Genomic DNA, 20177 nt, shown 5'->3' with positions numbered 1-20177 from the left:
TTTCGATGTTGCACAATTGCGATATACTACTGCCCGGTTTAGTTACAAGACAGGATCATATGGAACGTTTTCTGGAAAACGCAATGTACGCGTCCCGCTGGCTGCTTGCTCCCGTGTATTTTGGCCTTTCTCTTGCTTTGGTTGCCCTGGCGCTGAAATTCTTTCAGGAGATCTTTCACGTTCTGCCCAATATCTTTTCGATGGCAGAAGCCGATCTCATTCTGGTACTACTGTCGCTGGTCGATATGACCCTGGTCGGTGGGTTGCTGGTCATGGTGATGTTCTCCGGCTACGAGAATTTTGTCTCACAACTGGATATTACTGAAGGCAAAGAGAAGCTGAGCTGGCTGGGTAAGATGGATGCCACGTCACTGAAGAATAAGGTTGCGGCGTCTATCGTGGCCATTTCTTCCATCCATTTATTGCGTATTTTTATGGATGCTAAAAATGTCCCTGATAACAAGCTGATGTGGTACGTCATTATCCACCTGACCTTTGTGCTCTCAGCCTTTGTGATGGGGTATCTGGATCGACTGACGCGCCACAATCACTAAATCAGTACGGCCGGGTCGGCAATTTTACCGCCCCCCCGGCATACTGTTTAGACGATTATTTATCTGATGAGGCCTGCCACAGATTGAGCTTGCCGTCGGTGACGTGCTTATCTATCTGCGCCAGTTCTTCAGCGCTGAATGCCAGGTTATTCAACGCCTGAACGTTTTCTTCTAACTGCTCGGGACGGCTGGCGCCAATTAACACTGACGTCACGCGGTTATCTTTGAGTAACCAGCTCAATGCCATTTGCGCCATCGACTGTCCACGCCGTTGCGCCATCTCGTTCAGCAACCGCAGGCTGTTAAGATTTTCTTCCGTCAGCATATTTTCCGTCAGGCCACGGGCTTTTTTCCCTTCACGCTGCATACGCGAACCTTCTGGAATACCGTTCAGGTATTTCCCCGTCAGCAACCCCTGAGCCAGCGGGGTAAAGGCGATGCAACCAATACCGTTTGTGTCCAGCGTATCCAGCAGGCCACTGCTGTCGACCCAGCGATTAAGCAGGTTGTAGGACGGTTGGTGGATCAGCAGCGGAATTTTCCATTCCCGCAGCAGGTCGGCCATTATTTGCGTGCGCTCCGGGGAATAAGATGAAATACCAACATACAACGCTTTGCCACTTTGCACGGCGTGAGCCAGCGCCGCAGCGGTCTCTTCCATTGGCGTGCTTTCGTCAACGCGGTGAGAATAGAAAATGTCGACGTAATCGAGGCCCATGCGTGTCAGGCTCTGGTCGAGGCTGGCAAGCAGATACTTACGCGAGCCGCCAGAACCGTACGGTCCCGGCCACATGTCGTAGCCAGCCTTGGTAGAGATGATTAATTCGTCACGGTACTGCGCGAAATCCTCACGCAATAATCGGCCGAAGTTTTCTTCAGCGCTGCCCGGCGGCGGCCCGTAGTTATTGGCTAAATCGAAATGCGTGATGCCTAAATCAAATGCTTTACGCAGCAGGGCACGCTGTGAATCCAGTGCTTGGACGTGTCCAAAACTGTGCCATAAACCCAGCGACAGTGCAGGCAAGCGCAAACCGCTGCGACCACAGTAGCGATAGAGCATTTGCTCATAACGTTCAGGGTTGGCAAACCAGGCCATGAGATCTCCTTAGTGCAGGTTAATCGTGCAGGTGAATTTCGAAACGACGTTTCTATTCTAGCTGTTTCACGATGATTATCCCGTTCACCAGGTCACATTGAGATGAAAAACTGAGAGTTGTGTTTCGTGTTGAAAGTAACCCTCAGGCGTCGGGCCAGATAGGTACGCACTTAATTAACGTATGGACTTGATTCCCCAGGTAATAATAATTGCTGGTTTTATTAGCCTTCATATCGATATAACGGGGAGGAACAGGAAGAGTCGATGTGCTTAAAAAAGTAAAAAAATAAACAACGCATTATATCTTCTTCGTGACCTGCCGATAACAAGGATAAGTCTCGCCTGATGGCGAAAATCCTCATCTACGGCAAGGAAACTATTATGCGTTTGCTGCAAAACTTCACTATTCGTATTGTCATGCTGGCAATACTGGGACTATTTTGCCTGCTCTGGTCGGGCGTGGGGTTATTTAGCCTCCATTCGTTATCTAAAATATCAGAAGGCAATGAGATTGATCGTCATCTCGTACAGCAGATGACGGTTCTTAGTCAGGGGAACGATCAGTACTTTCGCTTTGTCACGCGGCTAAGCCGAGCTGTGGATGTCAAAATCGGCGGCGGAACGCCTGACTTTGGTCCGGCTCAGCAATCTCTGGATGGCATGCGTAAAAAACTTGAGCAGATGAAAACGCTGTCGCCGGGGCCGATGGATGCGGAAATTGCCACCGCGGTGCTGACGACGTGGCAAGCGCTGCTGGAGAAAGGTGTGATCCCGCAGATGCAACTGGCGCAGCAGGGATCGCTTACCGCATGGTCAGAGCATGCCAGCACCGTTACACCGGCGCTAAGCCGCGATTTTGGTGCCAGCGCCGAGCGGTTTAATACCGCCGCCGGTAAGCGACTGGATGCGACGCGCATTATGGTCGACGGTAAAACATCGATTATCCGCACCTTGATTATCACCGCCGTTATCCTCGGTATTGCCATTCTTATCTTTACCGACCGCTATCTTGTGGCAATGATGGTGAAGCCGCTGGCACGCATTCGCCAGCAGTTCCGCCAGATTGCCCACGGCGACCTTAGCCATCCGATTGAAGAATTTGGTCGTAATTGCGTAGGGCAACTGGTGCCTTTACTCAGTGCGATGCAGGACAGCCTGCGTGAAGCCGTCAGTACGATTCGGTCAGGCAGTGACAACATCTGGCGCGGCGCGACGGAGATTTCCAGCGGCAATAACGATCTTTCTTCGCGTACGGAAGAGCAGGCCGCAGCGCTGGAAGAGACCGCCGCCAGCATGGAGCAACTCACCGCCACGGTGAAACTGAATGCTGAGAATGCGCGCGAGGCCAGCCAGCTTGCCGATACGGCATCAGAAACGGCGGGCAAAGGCAGCACGCTGGTTTCGCAGGTAGTGGATACCATGGACGGGATTGCTGCCAGTTCTAAGCAGATCGCCGAAATTACCTCAGTTATTAACAGCATCGCATTCCAGACCAACATCCTGGCGCTCAACGCCGCCGTCGAAGCGGCCCGAGCGGGCGAACAGGGCCGTGGTTTTGCGGTGGTTGCCGGTGAGGTGCGAAATCTTGCCAGCCGCAGCGCAGGCGCGGCGAAAGAGATTGAGACGTTGATTGGCGAGTCGGCGCGCCGTGTCGATCAGGGCGCGCGTCTGGTCAAGGAGACCGGCTTGACGATGGACGCTATTCTGCGCGGAGCAACCGAAGTGACGGCAATTATGAAACAAATTGCCTCCGCCTCTGAAGAGCAGAATAAAGGCATCTCACAGGTGAGCGTCGCGATCACACAAATGGACAGCGTGACCCAACAAAACGCCGCGCTGGTGGAGCAGGTATCGGCGGCGGCAGTGGCGTTGGAGCGACAAACCGAAGACCTGCAGCGTGCCGTTCAGCAGTTCCGGCTTTCCGCAAGTGACGTGCAGCATGCACCAACCAACACCGTTTTACCCACCGAAGAAAGCGCTGCGCCTAAAGCATCTAAACCGGATGAATGGGTGGCCTTTTAATCTGGCACAAAAAAGTGCGTGATACCTCTGGCCTTTGCTTAAAAAATCGCTATATAATTTATTATATAGCGATTGGAGGTAATGCATGGATAACCATTTTGGAAAAGGCCTGATGGCAGGATTAAACGCCTCAAGTGCAGATAGCGCGCGAACGGTGGCGAATTTTTGTGCTGACTATAAGCGTGGCTTTGTGCTGGGCTTTTCACATCGGATGTTTGAACGAACGGGCGATCGGCAACTGAGTGCGTGGGAGGCGGGGATCCTCACGCGCCGCTACGGGCTGGATAAAGAAATGGTGATGGATTTCTTCAAGGAGAACCAGTCCAGTACAACAATTCGCTTTTTCATGGCCGGTTATCGGCTCGAAGCTTGATCCGAAAGGGGTATTATCTTGCTTTAATTAATTACACTATTGACCTACACCTTCGTTTTGTTGCCCTGCCGAAGTATTATAACGCACATAACCATATAAAAAGTGTGGTAATGGCGCGCCGATCGCAATAAGCAACATGCGAATGGTGCAAAATAAAAGCCAGGTCTTCGCAACGGAATAACAATAAAATGACTGGAGATAACTCTCTCATCAATTCGAACGGCATCAATCGCCGTGATTTCATGAAGCTTTGTGCAGCATTGGCCGCTACCATGGGGCTCAGTAGCAAAGCCGCCGCAGAAATGGCGGAATCAGTATCCCGCCCTCAGCGCCCGCCGGTTATCTGGATAGGTGCTCAGGAGTGTACGGGCTGTACTGAATCGCTACTTCGTGCGACACACCCTACCGTGGAAAACCTCGTCCTGGAGACGATCTCTCTGGAATACCATGAGGTGCTTTCCGCCGCCTTCGGCCACCAGGTCGAAGAGAACAAACATAACGCTCTGGAGAAGTACAAAGGGCAGTATGTTCTGGTCGTAGATGGTTCTATCCCACTGAAAGATAACGGTGTTTACTGCATGGTTGCCGGTGAGCCTATTGTGGATCATATCCGCAAGGCGGCCGAAGGCGCTGCGGCGATCATTGCTATCGGCTCATGTGCCGCATGGGGTGGTGTTGCTGCCGCAGGCGTTAACCCAACGGGGGCAGTTGGCTTGCAGGAAGTCCTGCCAGGCAAAACCATCATCAATATCCCAGGCTGTCCGCCGAACCCGCATAACTTCCTCGCAACGGTCGCACACATCATCACCTACGGTAAGCCACCGAAGCTGGATGCGAAAAACCGTCCAACGTTTGCCTACGGTCGTCTGATCCACGAACACTGCGAGCGTCGTCCGCACTTTGATGCGGGTCGTTTTGCTAAAGAGTTCGGCGATGAAGGCCATCGTGAAGGCTGGTGCCTCTACCATCTGGGCTGTAAAGGGCCAGAAACCTACGGCAACTGCTCAACGTTACAGTTCTGTGATGTTGGCGGCGTGTGGCCAGTGGCGATCGGTCACCCTTGCTACGGCTGTAACGAAGAAGGCGTCGGTTTCCATAAAGGCATTCACCAACTCGCTTCTGTGGAAAACCAAACTCCGCGTTCAGAGAAGCCGGATGTCAACCTGAAAGAAGGTGGCAACATTTCTGCTGGGGCTATTGGGCTGCTGGGTGGCGTAGTAGGACTGGTGGCCGGCGTCAGCGTGATGGCGGTACGTGAACTGGGACGTCAGCAAAAGAAAGATAACGCTGACTCACGGGGAGAATAACCGTGAACAGACGTAACTTTATTAAAGCAGCTTCTGGCGGAGCATTGCTGTTGGGCGCTGCGCCGTCCGTCAGCCATGCGGCTGCAGAAAACCGTCCGCCGATCCCGGGTTCCCTTGGGATGCTGTATGACTCGACGCTGTGTGTCGGCTGTCAGGCCTGTGTCACCAAGTGTCAGGACATCAACTTCCCAGCGCGCAACCCTGAGGGGGAGCAAACCTGGTCGAACAACGACAAACTGTCACCGTACACCAATAACATCATTCAGGTGTGGCGTAGTGGAACAGGCGTTAACAAAGACCAGGAGCAGAACGGCTACGCGTACATCAAGAAACAATGTATGCACTGTGTCGATCCGAACTGCGTTTCTGTTTGTCCGGTCTCCGCGCTGAAAAAAGATCCGAAAACCGGCATCGTCCACTATGACAAAGATGTCTGTACCGGTTGCCGTTACTGCATGGTCGCTTGCCCGTACAACGTGCCTAAATACGACTACAACAACCCGTTTGGTGCACTCCATAAGTGCGAGCTGTGTAACCAGAAAGGTGTAGAGCGCCTGGATAAAGGTGGTTTACCGGGCTGTGTTGAAGTGTGTCCTGCCGGTGCGGTGATTTTTGGTACGCGCGAAGAGCTGATGGCTGAGGCGAAAAAACGCCTGGCGCTGAAGCCTGGCAGCGAATACCACTATCCGCGTCAGACGGTGAAAGACAGCGATACCTATCTGCACACGGTGCCGAAATATTACCCGCACCTGTACGGCGAGAAAGAAGGCGGCGGTACGCAGGTATTGGTACTGACGGGCGTTCCTTATGAAAATCTGGATCTCCCACAGCTGGCTGATCTGTCAACCGGTGCGCGTTCTGAGCATGTTCAACATTCCCTGTATAAGGGCATGATTTTACCCCTGGCAGCGCTGGCGGGCATAACCGTGCTGGTTCGTCGTAATATGAAAAACGACCATCACGATGGAGGAGACGATCATGAGTCATGATCCTAAACCGCTGGGCGGAAGAATAATCAGCAAGCCGGTCATTATTTTTGGGCCGTTAATCGTCCTGTGTATGCTCCTGATCGTAAAACGTCTGGTCTTCGGGTTGGGCTCAGTCTCCGATCTGAACGGTGGATTCCCGTGGGGTGTATGGATCGCGTTTGACCTGTTGATCGGCACCGGTTTTGCCTGTGGCGGTTGGGCACTGGCATGGGCGGTCTATGTTTTCAACAAAGGGGAATATCACCCGCTGGTGCGCCCAGCCTTGTTGGCGAGCCTGTTTGGTTATTCTCTGGGTGGCCTGTCGATCACCATCGACGTCGGTCGTTACTGGAACCTGCCGTACTTCTACATTCCGGGCCACTTTAACGTGAACTCGGTGCTGTTCGAAACGGCAGTCTGTATGACCATTTATATCGGCATCATGGCGCTGGAATTTGCGCCGGCCTTGTTTGAACGCCTGGGGTGGAAAGTTTCGCTCAAGCGTCTGAACAAAGTGATGTTCTTTATTATCGCCCTCGGCGCACTGCTGCCGACAATGCACCAGTCTTCAATGGGTTCATTGATGATTTCTGCCGGTAATAAGGTGCATCCACTGTGGCAAGCCTATGAAATGCTGCCGCTATTCTCGGTGCTTACCGCCTTTATAATGGGCTTCTCGATCGTCATCTTTGAAGGTTCGCTGGTACAAAGCGGCCTGAAAGGTAATGGGCCGGACGAGAAGAGTTTGTTCATCAAACTGACGAATACGATTAGCGTCTTGTTGGCGATCTTCGTGGTTCTACGCTTTGGTGAACTGATCTATCGGGACAAGTTGTCGTATGCGTTTGCAGGCGATTTCTACTCAGCCATGTTCTGGCTTGAGGTTGTGCTGATGGTCTTCCCGCTGGTGGTACTGCGTATCGCGAAACTGCGAAATGACTCGCGCATGCTGTACCTGTCTGCGCTGAGCGCATTGCTGGGTTGTGCAACATGGCGTCTGTCCTATTCGCTGGTGGCGTTCAATCCTGGTGGTGGCTACCACTACTTCCCGACCTGGGAAGAACTGTTGATTTCTATTGGTTTTGTGGCTATTGAGATTTGTGCATACATCGTACTCATTCGTCTACTGCCGATACTTCCTCCTTTAAAACAAAACGATCAAAATCGTCATGAGGCGAGCAAAGCATGAGCCAGAGAATTACTATTGATCCGGTAACCCGTATTGAAGGCCATTTACGCATCGACTGCGAAATCGAAAATGGCGTGGTATCAAAAGCATGGGCGTCCGGTACCATGTGGCGCGGCATGGAAGAGATCGTGAAGAATCGCGATCCGCGTGATGCGTGGATGATTGTGCAGCGTATTTGTGGTGTGTGTACCACCACGCATGCTATCTCTTCCGTGCGCGCTGCTGAAAGCGCACTGAACATTGATGTTCCCGTGAACGCGCAGTACATCCGTAACATCATTCTGGCAGCGCACACCACGCATGACCATATCGTGCACTTCTATCAGTTGTCTGCGCTGGACTGGGTGGATATCACCTCCGCACTGAAAGCCGATCCAGCAAAAGCCTCGGCGATGCTGAACGGCGTGTCGACCTGGCACCTGAACAGCGCGGAAGAGTTCACTAAGGTTCAGAACAAGATCAAGGACCTGGTTGCTAGCGGTCAGTTAGGTATTTTTGCCAACGGCTGCTGGGGTCACCCGGCAATGAAACTGCCACCGGAAGTGAACCTGATTGCAGTTGCACACTACCTGCAGGCGCTGGAATGCCAGCGTGATGCCAACCGCGTCGTGGCGCTGCTGGGTGGTAAAACACCGCACATCCAGAACCTGGCGGTCGGTGGGGTGGCGAACCCAATCAACCTCGACGGTCTTGGCGTGCTGAACCTTGAACGCCTGATGTACATCAAGTCCTTCATTGATAAGCTGAGCGACTTTGTTGAGCAGGTGTACAAAGTGGATACCGCGGTTATTGCCGCATTCTATCCGGAGTGGCTGGAACGCGGCCAGGGTGCGGTAAACTACCTGAGCGCGCCGGAATTCCCGACTGACGGCAAAAACGGCAGCTTCCTGTTCCCAGGTGGTTACATTACCGATGCAGACCTGTCGACCTATCGTCCGATCACCTCTCATTCTGATGAATACCTGATCAAAGGGATTCAGGAGAGTGCGAAACATGCGTGGTACAAAGACGAAGCGCCGCAGGCGCCGTGGGAAGGAACAACGGTTCCGGATTACACCGGCTGGTCTGACGATGGCAAATACTCCTGGGTTAAAGCGCCAACCTTCTACGGCAAAACGGTGGAAGTGGGCCCGCTGGCTAACATGCTGTGTAAACTGGCGGCAAAACGCGAGTCTACCCATGCCAAGCTGAATGAGATCATTGCGATTTACACCAAGCTGACCGGTAAAACCATCGAAGTGGCACAGCTGCATTCGACGCTGGGTCGTATCATTGGTCGTACCGTTCACTGCTGTGAACTGCAGAACGTTCTGCAAAATCAATATAACGCGCTGATCGTAAACATCGGCAAAGGCGACCACACCACCTTCGTGAAACCGAATATCCCGGCCACTGGCGAGTTCAAAGGTGTCGGTTTCCTCGAAGCACCACGCGGTATGCTTTCTCACTGGATGGTGATTAAAGACGGCATTATCAGCAACTATCAGGCGGTTGTACCTTCAACCTGGAACTCTGGCCCGCGTAACTTTAATGACGAAGTGGGACCGTATGAGCGTTCACTGGTAGGCACGCCGATCGCCGATCCGAACAAACCGCTGGAAGTGGTGCGTACTATTCACTCCTTCGACCCTTGTATGTCATGTGCGGTGCATGTGGTGGACGTTGACGGGAACGAAGTCGTCTCAGTTAAGGTTCTGTAATGCGGATATTAGTCTTAGGGGTCGGCAATATTTTGCTGACTGACGAAGCCATCGGGGTACGTATCGTTGAGGCATTAGAGCAACGGTACATCCTGCCTGATTTCGTTGACGTTCTGGATGGCGGTACAGCGGGGATGGAGCTGCTCGGCGATATGGCGGACAGAGATCATCTGATCATTGCTGACGCCATTGTGTCGAGAAAAAGCACGCCGGGAACCATGATGGTCCTGCGGGATGAAGAGATCCCGGCGCTGTTTACCAATAAAATCTCGCCGCACCAGCTTGGCCTGGCCGACGTGTTGTCGGCCCTGCGTTTTACCGGCGAGTTTCCGAAGAAGCTGACTCTGGTCGGCGTTATTCCGGAATCGCTGGAGCCGCATATCGGGCTAACGCCGACGGTTGAAGCCATGATTGAACCTGCGCTTGAGCAGGTTCTCGCCGCGCTGTGCGAATCGGGTGTGGAAGCCATCCCTCGGGAGGCGGCCCATGTCTGAAGAGTTTTTAGGCTTTCAGACAGCCCCAAAAGCGCAGATTCAGGCCGCGTTTGAAGAGGTAGCCCGCCGTTCGATGCACGATCTCTCGTTCCTGCATCCGAATATGCCGGTGTATGTCTCTGATTTTACGCTGTTTGAAGGCCAGTGGACGGGGTGTGTGATCACGCCCTGGATGCTGAGCGCGCTGATTTTCCCTGGGCCAGATCAGATCTGGCCCCTGCGAAAAGTCAGCGAGAAAATGGGGCTGCGTTTACCGTATGGTGAGATGACATTTACCGTAGGCGAGCTAGATGGAGTATCGCAATACCTGTCCTGTTCGTTAATGTCGCCGCTTTCGCACAGCATGTCGGCACAAGAGGGTGTCCGCCTGACTGACGATTGCGCAAAAATGTTGTTATCGCTGCCGGTGAGCGATCCGAACGCACCGCAACTTGGTCGTCGCGCGTTGCTGTTGGGCCGTCGGAGCTGTGAAAATGCATGAGTTGTCGCTTTGCCAGAGCGCCGTTGAGATTATTCAGCAGCAGGCAGAGCAGCACGATGTTAAACGTGTTATCGGCGTTTGGCTGGAAATTGGCGCGCTCTCCTGCGTTGAGGAGAGCGCCGTTCGTTTCAGTTTTGACATCGTCTGTCAGGGCACGGTCGCGCAGGGATGTGCATTGCACATTGAATACAAACCCGCTCAGGCCTGGTGCTGGGATTGCAGTCAGGTTGTGGAAATTACCCAGCATGATGCGCAATGTCCACGTTGTCAGGGCGATCGTTTGCGGGTTGAAAGCGGCGATTCACTGAAAGTGAAAAGTATTGAAGTCGAATAGCCCATAGGTTGCTATGGGACGGAGTCAGATATGTGTATTGGAGTCCCGGGTCAGGTTCTGACCGTCGGTGAAGATATTCACCAGCTTGCGCAGGTTGAAGTTTGCGGTATCAAGCGCGATGTCAACATTGCCCTGATTTGTGAAGGCGATCCGGCTGAGCTGGTCGGGCAATGGGTACTGGTGCACGTAGGATTCGCTATGAGCATCATCGATGAAGATGAAGCCAAAGCCACGTTAGATGCGTTACGCCGCATGGATTACGACGTCACCAGCGCGTGACGACTTCGCTTATCAGGCCTACGCCTTATATGTAGGCCGGATAAGGCATCTTGCGTTAGCCCTGGCGTTTGTCTTCGGTATTGGTATCGAAGTCACTGGCGTCATGGCGTTCATGAAGCTGTTCATTCAGCGGCCCGTTAGTGCGGTTCACAATCCGTCCACGCTTAACCGCCGGACGCGCTGCAACCTCTTTGGCCCAACGTTGAACGTGTTTGTAGCTCCCCGCATCAAGGAATTCTGCCGCGTCATAGACGTTGCCCAGCACCACATTGCCAAACCACGGCCAAATGGCCATATCGGCAATGGTATATTCATCCCCCGCCACAAACTGATGCTGCGCCAGTTGCTTATCCAGAACGTCGAGTAAACGCTTGGCTTCCATAGTGAAGCGATTGATCGCGTACTCAATTTTTACCGGCGCATAGTTGTAGAAGTGGCCGAAACCACCGCCGATGAAGGGCGCTGCGCCCTGTAACCAGAATAGCCAGTTCAGTGTTTCAGTGCGTTTTGGCAAATCCTGAGGCAGGAAATAACCATATTTCTCCGCCAGATAGAGCAGGATAGCGCCAGACTCAAACACGCGTACCGGTGGGTTTTGTGAATGGTCGCGCAGTGCCGGGATCTTCGAGTTTGGGTTCACCTCAACAAAGCCGCTGGAAAACTGGTCACCATCGCCAATACGGATGATCCAGGCATCATATTCCGCGCCGGTCACGCCCTGCGCCAGCAGCTCTTCCAGCATAATCGTCACTTTCTGACCGTTTGGCGTACCCAGCGAATAGAGCTGCAGCGGATGCTTGCCGACCGGTAGCGTTTTCTCGTGGGTGGCACCGGAAACCGGACGGTTGATGTTGGCGAATGCACCGCCATTGGATTTATCCCACGTCCAGACTTTCGCGGGCTGATAAGTATTGTCTGACATAGTGACCTGCCTTCTGAGTGGTTGTGTTGAAGCAGTGTAGCAGTTAGGGAAAACTCAATTTAACAGATTGGGACTTTATGTCGTGTTGTGCTGAAAGGGGAAGATAAATCTAACCCGTTCATTGTACGCAGACCGTACTCCATGAAGAGGAAATCAATGTTGGACGGAAATTGCTACCGTACTACCCTCAATAATTGGCGGTGAAAAAGCAGTAACAATGAAAAATGGTGTTCCAGGAGTAAGCGGTTATCAGGGCCCGGCGGGTGGGTGGGGCGCGGTAAAAGCCGTCACTGCTTCGGTGTTTTCGCAAAAGGCCGTCGCGCGCGACATTATCGCGATGTTCAAAATGAACCAAGTGAAAGGGTTCGATTGCCCGGGGTGTGCGTGGCCCGATCCGAGCCATCGTGCGCCGATGGAACTGTGCGAAAACGGCGTAAAAGCAGTGTCCTGGGAAACCACCAGTAAGAAAGCCTCACCTGCATTTTTCAGCCGCCACCCGGTATCGGCACTCTGGCAGTACAGTGATTATGCGCTGGAAAATATAGGCCGTTTGACGCACCCGATGAAATACGATGCCGTGACGGATACCTGGCAGGCCGTGGCGTGGGACATTGCGTTTCAGGAAATCGGCGAGCGACTGCGCAGCTATGACTCTGCACAGCAGGTTGAGTTTTACACCTCCGGTAGAACCTCAAATGAGGCGGCGTTCCTGTATCAACTGTTTGCCCGCGAATACGGCAGCAGCAACTTCCCGGACTGTTCAAACATGTGTCATGGCCCAACCAGTGCCGGGCTGACGCGGGCCATTGGTCTTGGGAAAGGGACCGTGGAGCTTGATGATTTTGAACAGTGTGAGCTGGTGATTTGCATCGGACATAATCCTGGCACCAACCATCCGCGCATGCTGACCACGTTACGCGACGTTGCCAAACGCGGGGCTAAAATTATCTCAATTAACCCGCTTACCGAGCGCGGACTTGAGCGCTTTAGCTTCCCACAAAGCCCGAAAGAGATGTTCACCGGCCAGACGACAGCACTTAGCAGCGATTACTACCAGGTCAAAATGGGCGGTGATGCCTCGCTGCTCAAAGGCATCATGAAGGCGTTGATCGAAATGGATGAAGCGCGGATCTTGCTGGGTCAGCAACCGACGCTCGATCATGCGTTTATCGACGAACATACCGCGGGTTATTCGGCGTTGTATGACGATTTACGCCAATGTTGCTGGGCTGAACTGGAGCAGGACTCTGGCCTGACGCGCAGCCAGATGGAAGATCTGGCACACAGCTATAACAAATCTCTCGCGACGATCATTTGTTATGGACTGGGTATCACCCAGCATAAAAACGGTACCGAGAACGTCCAGCAACTGGTGAATCTGCTGTTGTTGAAAGGCAATATGGGCAAACCGGGGGCGGGGATCTGCCCACTGCGCGGGCATTCCAACGTGCAGGGCGACCGTTCCGTAGGGATTAACGAGGCGGCATCAGAAGACTTCCTGCAGCGCCTGGAAGCGCATTTTTCTATCAACGTTTCGCGTCAGCATGGTCGCTCCAGCGTGGAAAGTATTCGGGCGATAGAGCGCGGTGAGGCGAAGGCATTGATTTGCATGGGCGGGAATCTGGCGGTGGCGATGCCTCAGCCGCAGCGTACCTTCGAGGCGATGAAAAAGCTGGATATGCAGGTTCACATTGCGACCAAGCTCAATCGTTCGCATTTGCTGCTGGCAAAACACAACTATCTGCTACCCGCGCTGGGCAGAACTGAACGCGATATGCAGGCAACGGGTATTCAGTCAGTAACCGTCGAGGATTCTATGTCGATGGTCCACGCTTCCTGCGGTGCGCTAAAACCGGCCTCTCAATGGCTAAAATCGGAACCGGCGATTGTGGCGGGGCTGGCTCGCGCCACGCTTCCCCACTCGCCGGTAAACTGGGAAGCGCTGACCGGGAACTATGCGTTGATTCGCGAGGCCATCGAGGCCGTTATTCCGGCGTTTCACGATTATAACGCGCGTATTGCCGAGCCCGGTGGATTTCGTATGGATACGCCGGCTTCGCGGCGTGAATGGCACACCGCAAACGGTAAAGCCAATTTTGTCGTCAGTCGCCAGCGTGCAGTCGAGCGGGAAAACCAGCCTGCTGAGGCGCTGGTGCTGGCCACACTGCGTAGCCACGATCAGTACAACACTACTATTTATGGCATGAACGATCGCTATCGTGGCATTAGCGGGCGACGTGATGTGGTGTTTTTAAGCGCCGTGGAAGCAACTGCCCGCGGGCTGACTCAGGGCGATGTCGTTAATGTTCAAGCGTTGGATGACCACGGTAAGCCTTGCGTGGATCGTATGATGCACGGGCTAACGGTCGTCATTTACGACATGGCGGCGGGTTCGATCGGCGCGTATCTGCCGGAAGCGAATGTGCTGCTGTCGCTCGATGCGGTCGATACGGAAAGTCTGACCCCGGCGTATAAAAGCGTGCCGGTTATCCTCAGTAAAGCGTAGCTCCTGCTACGAATTTTTCGCCTCTGAGCGCCAGCCGCTGCGTTGAGGTGTATGATAAGTCAACCTCTGTCCGGTTAGTGTCGCAGAGCAGGCAATCAGAGCGAAAAATTCACGCCACCCTGCTCAGGCTGTATTGTTTTGAGGTAAGGTGCATGAGCAAAGGAACGACCAGTCAGGATGCCCCATTTGGGACATTATTGGGCTACGCCCCCGGCGGCGTAGCAATCTACTCTTCAGATTACAGCTCCCTTGACCCACGGGACTACGACGATGATGCTGCGTTTCGCAGCTATATCGACGACGAATACATGGGCCACAAATGGCAGTGCGTCGAGTTCGCGCGCCGTTTTCTCTTTCTCAACTATGGCGTAGTCTTCACCGATGTGGGTATGGCCTGGGAGATCTTCTCCTTGCGTTTCCTGCGCGAAGTGGTGAATGACAATATTCTGCCGTTACAAGCATTCCCTAATGGCTCACCTCGCGCGCCGGTAGCAGGCGCTCTACTTATCTGGCAAAAAGGCGGTGAGTTCAACGAAACGGGCCATGTGGCGGTCGTCACCCAGTTGCTGGAAAATAAAATCCGTATTGCTGAACAGAACGTGATCCACACGCCGCTGCCTCCCGGACAGCAGTGGACCCGCGAGCTGGAGATGGTGGTTGAAAATGGTCACTACACCCTGCGTGATACCTTTGATGACACCACGATCCTCGGCTGGATGATCCAAACTGACGATACCCGCTACAGTCTGCCGCAGCCAGAGATCGACAATGACGCCCTGAAGATTGGCGGCGCGAGACTGGAAGATAGCGGACAGTTTGATGGTAAGTGGCTGAACGAGCAGGATCCGTTGCAAAAAGCCTACGTATTGGCAAATGGTCATGTGATCAATCGGGATCCGCATCAGTACTTCACCATTACTGAAAGCGCGGAGCAGGAGCTAATTAAAGCGACCAACGAACTGCATCTGATGTATCTGCACGCCACCGACAAAGTGCTGAAAGACGATAACCTGCTGGCGCTGTTCGATATTCCAAAAATTCTCTGGCCGCGTCTGCGCCTCTCATGGCAGCGTCGTCGGCACCATATGATCACCGGTCGTATGGATTTTTGTATGGATGAGCGCGGGCTGAAGGTGTACGAGTACAACGCCGATTCCGCATCGTGCCATACCGAAGCAGGCCTGATCCTTGAACGCTGGGCTGAGCAAGGCTACCGTGGGCGCGGGCATAATCCTGCAGAAGGGCTGATCAACGAACTGGCCGGCGCCTGGAAGCACAGTCGCGCGCGTCCTTTCGTTCACATCATGCAGGACAAGGACATTGAAGAGAACTACCACGCGCAGTTTATGCAGCAGGCGTTGCATCAGGCCGGGTTTGACAGCAAAATCCTCCGCGGACTGGACGAATTACGCTGGGATGATGCCGGCCAGTTGATTGACGGCGACGGTCGTTTGGTAAATTGCGTCTGGAAAACCTGGGCATGGGAAACCGCGATCGAGCAAGTGCGTGAGGTGAGCGAAACCGAATACGCTGCCGTGCCAATTCGTACAGGACATACTCACCAGGAAGTACGACTGATTGATGTTCTGCTGCGCCCGGAAGTGCTGGTCTTCGAGCCGTTGTGGACGGTTATTCCCGGCAACAAAGCAATATTACCGATCCTGTGGCAACTGTTCCCTCATCATCGCTATCTGCTTGATACTGACTTCACTGTTAACGACGAGCTGGCGAGAACCGGTTATGCCGTGAAACCTATTGCAGGACGTTGTGGCAGCAACATCGATCTGGTCAGCCACGAGGAAGAACTGCTCGATAAGACCAGCGGTAAGTTTGCTGAACAGAAGAACATTTATCAGCAGCTTTGGTGTCTGCCCAACGTTGCCGGTAAATATATTCAGGTTTGCACGTTCACCGTGGGCGGTAACTACGGCGGCACCTGTCTGCGCGGTGACGATTCGCTGGTGATTAAAAAAGAGAGTGATATCGAACCGCTGATTGTAGTGAAAGGGGCGTAACCTTTCAGGTCTGTTTCTGATTGCGCTAAAGAAGTCGGGGTATGTCTCCGACTTTTTTATTCGTTTTTACAATGGCTGTGATTGTCATTTATCTAGTTGCGGTGGCTATATAAACTTATTCAGATATTCATCAGGTGAAGTTGTTTTTTTATTTTGTCATTAATTCAATGAATGCATTTTGATTTAATTATTTTTGTTTGTTTGTATTAGATGTAATTTTTCTTATTCCCTTGATTTAAATAAATAATATTAATGTGTTATTTAACGAAATAGTGATTTCGATCAGTTTTTAATGTCTATAAAATATCGGATTACCTTAGCATACTAATTATAATCATTAATTCTTATTGACAGTCACTGGTCGTCATACGCAGGAAACGCCCTCAACGGTGTCAGGCTGTGAGTGATTGGAAAGGGAAAATGCGCCATTGGGAAAAGTGATATACCGGTAGGATTCACCGGTTTGAGAGGGACGTATGGGTGACAGTTTTCAGAATGAAGTGCCGACGGCACGCGTTAACATTAAATTGGATTTACACACAGGAGGCGTTCAGAAGAAGGTTGAACTACCGTTAAAACTTTTGACTGTGGGTGATTTCAGTAATGGTAGAGAACAGCGACCATTATCTGAGCGTGAAAAGATTGATATTAATAAAAATAATTTCAATGACGTGTTAGCAAAGTTATCTCCAACCGTGAACCTGAGTGTGGAAAATACGTTGGCGGGTGACGGTTTAAATGAAGAGATTAATCTTACTTTTAAGAATATCCGTGATTTTGAACCGGAGCAGGTAGCGCGAAATATCCCACAACTCCGCGTGCTATTGGCAATGCGTAATTTACTGCGCGATTTGAAATCTAATTTACTTGATAACGCCGCTTTTCGCCGTGAGCTGGAAATCGTCCTTAAAGATCCTGCCCTGAGTCAGGAGTTGCGTGATGAGTTGGCAACAATGATGCCAGAAGAGATTTAACGCTATACAGGGTTTCCTCCGCTTAAGCGGCTGGAATAGTAAAGGATCATTAAAGGAATATGTTGATGTCTGTTCAGGAACATACCTCTTCAGCTGCGGCTACCACCACGACGGGTGAGCGCAGTGTTTATCAGTCCCTCTTTGACAAAATTAATCTTGCTCCGGTTTCTTCATTGAAAAATGTCGATGCGTGGCAGAGTGATGAAGCGCTTTCCGATGCGGCTCCGGCTGAACGTGTGACCGCTGCCATTCAGGTTTTAGTCTCATGTCTGGCAGATGCGACACAACCACTGGAGCGTCTGGATAAAACGCTACTTGATGACCAAATTGCGCGTCTGGACAAACAGATTAGCGATCAGGTCAATGAAGTTATGCACCATGCTGAATTCCAAAAGCAGGAATCGCTCTGGCGCGGTTTGCATTCGATGATTATGGGTATCGATTTTCGCCGTAACGTTCGCGTCGAAATGATGGATATCAGTAAAGACGCATTACGCGATGACTTTGACGATGCGCCGGAGCTCATCCAGAGTGGGTTGTATCGTCATGTTTATATTGAAGAATACGATCAGCCTGGCGGTGAGCCTATTGCTGCAATGATCTCCGCGTATGAATTCGACAACAGCCCGCAAGATATTGCGCTTCTGCGCAATATTTCTGGTGTCTCAGCGGCTTGTCATATGCCATTCATTGGCGCAGTCGGCCCGAAATTCTTCCTGAAAGATAATATGGAAGACGTCGCCGCGATTAAAGATATCAACGATTATTTTGAACGTGCTGAATACATCAAGTGGAAAGCATTTCGTGATAGTGATGATTCCCGCTATATCGGGCTGACAATGCCGCGGGTACTTGGCCGCCTGCCGTATGGCCCTGATACCGTGCCGGTACGTAGCTTTAATTATGTCGAAGAGGTTAAAGGTCCCGATCACGAAAAATACCTGTGGACCAGTGCATCTTTCTCTTTTGCTGTGAACATGGTGAAAAGTTTTATCAAGAATGGCTGGTGCGTACAGATTCGTGGCCCACAGGCAGGCGGTGCGGTTAAAGACTTACCGATCCATTTGTACGATTTGGGTACCGGTAATCAGGTGAAGATTCCGTCTGAAGTGATGATCCCTGAAACCCGTGAATTTGAGTTTGCTAATCTTGGCTTTATTCCTCTTTCTTATTATAAGAATCGAGATTACGCCTGTTTCTTTTCTGCTAACTCGGCGCAAAAACCGGCTCAGTTTGATACCCCAGAAGCGACAGCGAACAGCCGGATTAACTCACGCCTACCGTATATCTTCCTGCTTTCCCGCATTGCGCATTACCTGAAAATTTTGCAGCGCGAGAATATTGGTACGACAAAAGATCGTCGCTTGCTCGAACTTGAACTCAACAACTGGCTACGCAGTCTGGTAACCGAAATGACGGATCCAGGTGATGATTTGCAGGCCTCACATCCGCTTCGTGATGGGCGAGTTGTGGTGGAGGACATTGAGGATAATCCAGGGTTCTTCCGTGTGCGCCTGTATGCCATTCCTCACTTCCAGGTTGAGGGGATGGACGTCAGCTTGTCGTTGGTTTCACAGATGCCGAAGTCGAAATCTTAACGATACCGAGCACAGGAGGTGCGATGAAGATTTATCGTCCATTATGGAGCGAAGGGGCCTTTCTGGCCCCCCAACAGTTTCAGCAACAAACACGCTGGGATGCTTATGTGGCTGACGTTGTTGCCCGTATGTCACTGTCATCTCCGTGGGGAGTCATCAGCGCAGAGTTTGACGAAAGTGCACTGGCTGTTTTTCGCTTAAATCCGGTCAATCTGGTCGTGCGTTTCCCTGACGGTACGTTAGTGGACACGAGTGTTTCAGACAACCTGCCTCCGGCGTGTGATTTATCTCATCTCACTGGCTACAACAACGTTGATGTCGTGCTGGCATTGCCGCTGCTTTCTGCAAACGGCGGCAATTTGTCATTAGGGGGCGGTGTCAGTCGCCCTTGTCGCTGGCAACAGGAGTGGTTACCCGTCCAGGACTTATCCGGCCAGGAACGGACTGATATGGCGGTATTACGGAATGCTATTACGCTGCGGTATGCCCATGATGATAACAGTGCTTATCTGACCTGTCCGGTCGCTTGTCTTATTCGAAATGCCCAAGGGCAATGGGAGTTAGGGGGGGATTTTTTACCGCCTTCACTTTCACTCACGGCAAGCCCCTTATTGATGAATTTACTGAGCGATTTGGTGCACCGCATCCGGGCCAGATGCCGCCGTTTGATGGCGTTGCGACGCGAAAGTAACGAACGAATGGCAGATTTTGCCGTAGCAGATGTATCGCTTTTTTGGTTGCTAAATGCGCTCAATAGCGCGGAGCCCGTGCTGAGTGAAATGCTAGAAAATCCCGGACGACATCCTGAACTACTGTGGCGAGAACTGGCGCGACTGGCAGGCAGTCTCCTGACGTTTTCATTGGATCATGATGTCAATGCTGTACCGCCTTATCAGCATACCCATCCAGATCGCGTATTCCCGCCATTGTTTGCCCTGCTGGTAGAACTGCTGGAAGCCAGCCTGCCTTCTCGTGTTGTCTCTATTGAACTGATACAGGAGCGACAGTTCTGGTATGGCGTTCTGGCGGATGCCCGATTGCGTGAAGGGGCTGATTTTTACCTTTCTGTCCGTTCGGATCTTCCTGCGCATTTACTCCTGACGCAGTTTCCACAGCTTTGCAAAGCAGGGAGCCGAGCCGATGTGTCTGATGTCGTCAATGTGGCGCTCAGTGGTGTGCCTTTAAAACCGTTGACTCATGTACCTGCGGCTATCCCGTTACGACTGGAAAACCAATATTTTGCGCTTGAGATTAATCATCCTGCTGCCCAGGCAATGCTGGAGGCGGGTAATTGCGCCTTCTATGTCCCAGGAACGCTAGGAGAAATTCAACTTGAGCTGTTCGCAGTATTAAGGGATTAAACGA

At 52.1% G+C, this 20177-nt stretch carries 18 protein-coding genes; 16 read left to right on the top strand and 2 right to left on the bottom strand.

The features are described 5' to 3' along the window. Positions 1-59 precede the first annotated feature (59 nt). Positions 60-554: a TIGR00645 family protein gene (locus FCH32_RS15225; RefSeq protein WP_115257490.1), complete on the top strand. Its 495-nt coding sequence runs from the start codon at positions 60-62 to the stop codon at positions 552-554. Between the two features lie 55 nt (positions 555-609). On the opposite strand, the gene FCH32_RS15220 is transcribed toward FCH32_RS15225, so the two are convergent. After that, positions 610-1650: an aldo/keto reductase gene (locus FCH32_RS15220; protein ID WP_135911406.1), complete on the bottom strand. Its 1041-nt coding sequence runs from the start codon at positions 1648-1650 to the stop codon at positions 610-612. Positions 1651-2031: 381 nt separating this feature from the next. On the opposite strand from FCH32_RS15220, the gene FCH32_RS15215 reads away from it, so the two are divergent. The 10 genes from FCH32_RS15215 (at position 2032) to hybG (ending at position 10797) form a co-directional block, all read left to right on the top strand. Beyond that, on the top strand, positions 2032-3672 hold the full coding sequence (locus FCH32_RS15215) for a methyl-accepting chemotaxis protein (protein WP_117342764.1): 1641 nt from the start codon (positions 2032-2034) through the stop codon (positions 3670-3672). Between the two features lie 85 nt (positions 3673-3757). Beyond that, a complete protein-coding gene (locus FCH32_RS15210; RefSeq protein ID WP_096755675.1) occupies positions 3758-4045 on the top strand; it encodes a DUF2623 family protein in 288 nt (95 codons plus the stop codon). 188 nt (positions 4046-4233) lie between these two features. Then, a complete protein-coding gene (gene hybO, locus FCH32_RS15205; RefSeq protein WP_096755676.1) occupies positions 4234-5352 on the top strand; it encodes a hydrogenase 2 small subunit in 1119 nt (372 codons plus the stop codon). Between the two features lie 2 nt (positions 5353-5354). Continuing rightward, positions 5355-6341, top strand: coding sequence for a hydrogenase 2 operon protein HybA (hybA, locus tag FCH32_RS15200; protein WP_096755677.1), 987 nt, complete (start codon positions 5355-5357; stop codon positions 6339-6341). Then, positions 6331-7509: a Ni/Fe-hydrogenase cytochrome b subunit gene (hybB, locus tag FCH32_RS15195; RefSeq protein WP_096755678.1), complete on the top strand. Its 1179-nt coding sequence runs from the start codon at positions 6331-6333 to the stop codon at positions 7507-7509. The genes hybA and hybB overlap by 11 nt, the downstream gene beginning before the upstream one ends. After that, positions 7506-9209 (top strand): hydrogenase 2 large subunit, encoded by a 1704-nt coding sequence (gene hybC, locus FCH32_RS15190; RefSeq protein ID WP_115257492.1) that lies wholly within the window; start codon positions 7506-7508, stop codon positions 9207-9209. The genes hybB and hybC overlap by 4 nt, the downstream gene beginning before the upstream one ends. Then, the gene (locus FCH32_RS15185) at positions 9209-9703 is read left to right on the top strand and encodes a HyaD/HybD family hydrogenase maturation endopeptidase (protein ID WP_096755680.1); all 495 of its coding nucleotides are present in this window, start codon (positions 9209-9211) and stop codon (positions 9701-9703) included. Before hybC ends, FCH32_RS15185 begins: the two co-directional genes overlap by 1 nt. Then, entirely contained in the window at positions 9696-10184 is a 489-nt protein-coding gene (gene hybE / locus FCH32_RS15180) for a hydrogenase-2 assembly chaperone (RefSeq protein WP_096755681.1), read from the top strand. Before FCH32_RS15185 ends, hybE begins: the two co-directional genes overlap by 8 nt. Further along, the gene (gene hypA, locus FCH32_RS15175) at positions 10177-10518 is read left to right on the top strand and encodes a hydrogenase maturation nickel metallochaperone HypA (protein WP_174361160.1); all 342 of its coding nucleotides are present in this window, start codon (positions 10177-10179) and stop codon (positions 10516-10518) included. Before hybE ends, hypA begins: the two co-directional genes overlap by 8 nt. Positions 10519-10548: 30 nt before the next feature. Next, on the top strand, positions 10549-10797 hold the full coding sequence (hybG, locus tag FCH32_RS15170; RefSeq protein ID WP_096755683.1) for a hydrogenase maturation factor HybG: 249 nt from the start codon (positions 10549-10551) through the stop codon (positions 10795-10797). Between the two features lie 55 nt (positions 10798-10852). Here the strand turns inward: hybG and yghU are convergent, their stop codons facing one another. Next, on the bottom strand, positions 10853-11719 hold the full coding sequence (gene yghU / locus FCH32_RS15165; protein ID WP_174361159.1) for a glutathione-dependent disulfide-bond oxidoreductase: 867 nt from the start codon (positions 11717-11719) through the stop codon (positions 10853-10855). Between the two features lie 217 nt (positions 11720-11936). Between yghU and FCH32_RS15160 the strand changes: the two genes are divergently transcribed. The 5 genes from FCH32_RS15160 (at position 11937) to tssK (ending at position 20173) form a co-directional block, all read left to right on the top strand. Beyond that, positions 11937-14225 carry an FdhF/YdeP family oxidoreductase gene (locus FCH32_RS15160; protein WP_174361158.1) on the top strand — a complete coding sequence of 763 codons (2289 nt, stop codon included), beginning with the start codon at positions 11937-11939 and terminating at the stop codon, positions 14223-14225. A gap of 152 nt (positions 14226-14377) precedes the next feature. Further along, complete coding sequence (gene gss, locus FCH32_RS15155; RefSeq protein ID WP_115257498.1) at positions 14378-16240, top strand: bifunctional glutathionylspermidine amidase/synthase; 1863 nt, start codon at positions 14378-14380, stop codon at positions 16238-16240. A gap of 476 nt (positions 16241-16716) precedes the next feature. After that, positions 16717-17214 carry a type VI secretion system contractile sheath small subunit gene (tssB, locus tag FCH32_RS15150; protein ID WP_174361157.1) on the top strand — a complete coding sequence of 166 codons (498 nt, stop codon included), beginning with the start codon at positions 16717-16719 and terminating at the stop codon, positions 17212-17214. A gap of 65 nt (positions 17215-17279) precedes the next feature. Next, on the top strand, positions 17280-18812 hold the full coding sequence (gene tssC / locus FCH32_RS15145; RefSeq protein ID WP_096755688.1) for a type VI secretion system contractile sheath large subunit: 1533 nt from the start codon (positions 17280-17282) through the stop codon (positions 18810-18812). A 23-nt stretch (positions 18813-18835) separates the two neighbouring features. Beyond that, positions 18836-20173 (top strand): type VI secretion system baseplate subunit TssK, encoded by a 1338-nt coding sequence (gene tssK / locus FCH32_RS15140; RefSeq protein ID WP_117342664.1) that lies wholly within the window; start codon positions 18836-18838, stop codon positions 20171-20173. Positions 20174-20177: the final 4 nt, after the last annotated feature.

This window comes from Citrobacter gillenii (genome assembly GCF_013337685.1).
GTDB classification, from domain to species: Bacteria; Pseudomonadota; Gammaproteobacteria; order Enterobacterales; family Enterobacteriaceae; genus Citrobacter; species Citrobacter gillenii.
The sequence above is the reverse complement of the archived record's forward strand: the minus strand, read 5'-3'. Positions and strand labels throughout refer to the sequence as shown.